The sequence below is a fragment of the Bacteroidota bacterium genome (assembly GCA_039111535.1).
In the GTDB taxonomy this organism is placed as follows: Bacteria; Bacteroidota; Rhodothermia; order Rhodothermales; family JAHQVL01; genus JBCCIM01.
Genome location: JBCCIM010000328.1, coordinates 1 through 3,568 on the forward strand (window position 1 = coordinate 1; position 3,568 = coordinate 3,568).

The 3,568-nt window shown below is 49.0% G+C and carries 4 protein-coding genes; all 4 read right to left on the reverse strand.

The window, feature by feature from the left end; all coding sequences use genetic code 11:
• The coding region (locus AAF564_26435) for a hypothetical protein (protein MEM8489112.1) at positions 1-249 on the reverse strand (249 nt) is incomplete at its 3' end.
• A gap of 215 nt (positions 250-464) precedes the next feature.
• Positions 465-1,067 carry a hypothetical protein gene (locus AAF564_26440; GenBank protein ID MEM8489113.1) on the reverse strand — a complete coding sequence of 201 codons (603 nt, stop codon included), beginning with the start codon at positions 1,065-1,067 and terminating at the stop codon, positions 465-467.
• 114 nt (positions 1,068-1,181) lie between these two features.
• Positions 1,182-2,297, reverse strand: a complete 1,116-nt coding sequence (locus tag AAF564_26445) for a hypothetical protein (protein ID MEM8489114.1) — start codon at positions 2,295-2,297, stop codon at positions 1,182-1,184.
• Between the two features lie 292 nt (positions 2,298-2,589).
• On the reverse strand, positions 2,590-3,219 hold the full coding sequence (locus AAF564_26450; protein MEM8489115.1) for a hypothetical protein: 630 nt from the start codon (positions 3,217-3,219) through the stop codon (positions 2,590-2,592).
• Between the last annotated feature and the right edge of the window lie 349 nt (positions 3,220-3,568).

The following is a 3,568-nucleotide window of genomic DNA, read 5'->3' on the forward strand; positions in this document are numbered from 1 at the left end:
AGCAAGCGAAGCATTCTCAGAAAGTGGCTCCATGTCGAACATATCGCCGGCTTCAGAAATAGCAGCGAAAGTATCCGTTACCACTTTGCGGGCGGCTTCCAACTGGATGCTTGGGATAGGCTCCGGGACAAAGCCATTTCTCAACGATTGTGCAGCAGCATCATATTGATCAGCAAACTCTTGAAAGATTTGTTCAATATTGGAAAGCTGTTTCTTAAGCGGATTGCGTTCTTCTTCAAGTTCTTGCATGATGTTCATTGCTTTTGAAGTCCAACTGATCGGGTTTTGATTGGCTAAAAACGTAGGAGGGGCGATACAGAATTGTATTATTCATTCAATCAAATCGCCATAATCCCTTCGTTGCGTCTCAAAATGTTGGCGAAGACTGATGTAATAATTAGAAAGGCAACTCTCGTGCCAGATTGACGTGTGGGTTGAGGTTTAAGTGGTTGGTGAAGTCTGGATCATGGACCGGCAGCCGCACGCGCCTCTGCGATGTCTTTTGTATAGTTAAAAACGCGGCTAAATGTGATGAATCCGTTGGTGTAGCGCCCCTGTTCGGTGTGTAAATCGCTACGGAGTTTTACGATCAGTAATTTGTATTCGCTTTTTGAGCTGCCGCTTAGCGGCGTGTCGAGATCAGCAGGTGACACGTAGTGCACGCGCACATTGGCTTCAAAATAAAGCGAATCACCGTTTGGAAATACAAACGGGATATCCTGCCAGGTGGTACCCATGTCAAGGTCGTCGATGTCATCACAGTCGACGGTATTCTTCACCGGCTCATCGAGATCGCAAGCGGGTACGTTGCCAAAGGCGCCGGCTGACTCGTAGTCCGTAATGTTGGGTTCTACACCGCCATTTGCAAGCCATTGGCCAGGGGTCGTGCGCTCGTCATAAGAGAGCAGTTCTGCCGTTTCGAGTACACGGCGGGCAACCCCGCTGCCCATCACTTCCAATTCGTCGTCAATTTGTTTGGCATACGACTGGGTATGGCTTTGGAGCTGGTTGAAAGAGAGCAACAGCGTGATGGCGAGCGCCATTATCGCAAAGAGTGTTTGTTGCATCTATCCGGGTGCTTGAGGTATGGGTAGCGTTGTTTAATGAAATGCCAGATCTAGGAGCTACAGCTGCGCTATTCCGATCAAGTTGTCGGAATAGCGCAAAAATACAGGGTGTGACTAGTTGCAGCCGGCTGTATAGACATGCGCCATTTTCCAGTAAAGCGAGTCGTTTGTATAGATTTCGACATCAATTTCGGTTACGCTTCCATCTACATTGTGAATGGCAACCGTCTCGATCGATAGCTCGCGGTCTTTGTTGGGCAGGCCAATCGTACGCGTTTCCTGGTCCATTCCGGTATCGATTGTCATGGTCACGGTACGGCCGTCATCATCTTTGTCATACATGACGTAGTCGACATAAACGGTACGTGGTGAGGTTGCTGCAGGAATTTGGAATGTTTCAGTGTGGCCGTAATGGTACATGCGCATGTCGAGGTACCGGCCTTCGCTGAAGTGTGCCCCTGGAATGCGGCGGTGTGCGTAAACAACAAAGCCACGTGCGCCATTGCCAGAACCGGTATCCACATCTACACTAATACCTGATGTTGGCGTCAAGGGTGTTTCGAAGTATCCCATGGAGTGGTCGCCGGATGCTGTCGGATCTTCCAACGTGGTATCCTGGCCGGCTACTGTGGTAAAGGTTACATCATCAATCCGATTGGTGCGGCCGCCTACCTGGGCTTTAAGGAATCTAATCTGCGTGGTATCTGTGAGGGCAATGGTGGCGCCATTGTTCAGCAGCGTGCCATTGTCTCCCATACCAACGCCCTGAATTTCTACAAAGTTGGCACCCGACGTCGAGCCGCAGGAATACTCCCAGCTTGAAACCGGATCAGCATAGGTGAAAAAAGTTTTTTCCATGACGTGAGAGGCATCGCCGTACATCCCTTTGATTTCGAGCTTTACCATGTCGCCATCTGTCGCGCCCATGGGGAATGCCCGTATTTCATAAGAGCCCCCCTGAAAATCGCCGGTGTCAACGCCCGACGCGTCGTATGCGCTGCCGTTAAAGGCATCAAACGCTGCAAGGACGGAATCGCGTGGCCCGCCAATTTTTTCTACGCGCCGCTCTGCGATCGAGAAGGCTGACATGGCAATTTCTTGCGCAATATAGTCTTCCTGGTAGTCGACTTTGGTTTCTTCTGTTTGTGTTTGTGCCTCGGAAGTAGCACTCTGCTTCATCATTACAAAAAGCAGCGTAGCTACAACCACAACGGCTATACCTTTGCCCATGACGGTTATGTATTCGACGAGGCAAGTTTCCAGTCGACCATGCAAGGCGATGCCACCTGATCAGGTCGCAACAGGTCTGGTCCTCAGCGTGAGAGTATTCTGTGATGTATCAGGGCAGGCAATGTCTCGGGAATTACAAGAATGTGTAATTCAGTAAAGCGGGGTGCCGAATTGCTTTGTGCCCGTATTAAAAAGGGTATGCTTAAATTGTAGGGAAAATATCGGGAATGGGTATACAACTTTTGGCGCATTGCCGGCGTCGTGAAAAGCAAACCGTAAGCGCTGCGCACCATCAATACCGGCGTATGTTTACTGTTGTTGCCCAGTTGAATTCTCGCAAATAAGCAGTACTTGAAAAATTGGGCAAGGCGAGGGTAAATGCGATATCAAAAAACGCCGTTTGTGGCTCCAGTAATACAGTTTGTCCCTGGTCATTAAGCGTGTTAACGCGAAAATAGGATACCCATTCTGGCCCTTTGCCTACCTCGTTCCACGCCGAAAATCCTCCTCCGGCCAATTCCTCCCGCATATACCGTGTGACCTCGTATAGCTGGATGGTTGTATCAGGTAGCGTCAGTACCTTTGATGAATCCAAGGTGTAGCGCGTTTCCACCCGTACTGAGTCTACGTTAAACGTAACCGGGTCGATGTTCAACGTGTCTCTAAAAAACGTGATTTCTTTTGTATTGATACCTTCGTAAACGAGGTTGGAAAACAGAATGTCTCCGTTGTCCATATTGGTGCCGGCAAGGGAGAAATCACCCTCAAGCCATTCCGCAAAATCAAGTGAAAACTTCTTGGATGAATAGACCGAGTTCTGCTCGATATTGAAATCTGTAGAACGCTGCTGGATGGTGAAGAGCAACAGAATCACCACGCCGGCAATCATAATTGCGATGATATTGTCGAAAATGGATAACATAAACAGGCCGGTTGCACGCGGGAATTACCCTATAATCTCGTCCCATCACCGGCGAGTTGCTAACGCATTTGGTAAGCAGATTGTTATAGCCTTTGGCGCACAAAAAAGGCAAAAACGATCAGAACCCGCGATTGAACGTCAGGTCACGGCAGCGGCTTGGTCCTTCAGTACCAATAACCCCGTCAATTCTTAAATCAGCTTTCCGACAGCATTTTCTCAATAACCTGTACAACGGCGTTGCTCTTGCTGTTATCCAATGCGTCGGAGTGGGGAGCAGCAAATCTTCCAGAATCATTGTCAAAGTAAGATCCTGAAGCTGCGTTGAATGAATTTGACAAAGCTGCGCGGG

What these genes read in the sequence shown, in the direction of transcription:
- AAF564_26440 (MEM8489113.1), bottom strand. Translation starts at nt 1,067, where the DNA reads ATGCAACAAACACTCTTTGCGATAATGGCGCTCGCCATCACGCTGTTG.
- AAF564_26445 (MEM8489114.1), bottom strand. Translation starts at nt 2,297, where the DNA reads ATGGGCAAAGGTATAGCCGTTGTGGTTGTAGCTACGCTGCTTTTTGTA.
- AAF564_26450 (MEM8489115.1), bottom strand. Translation starts at nt 3,219, where the DNA reads ATGTTATCCATTTTCGACAATATCATCGCAATTATGATTGCCGGCGTG.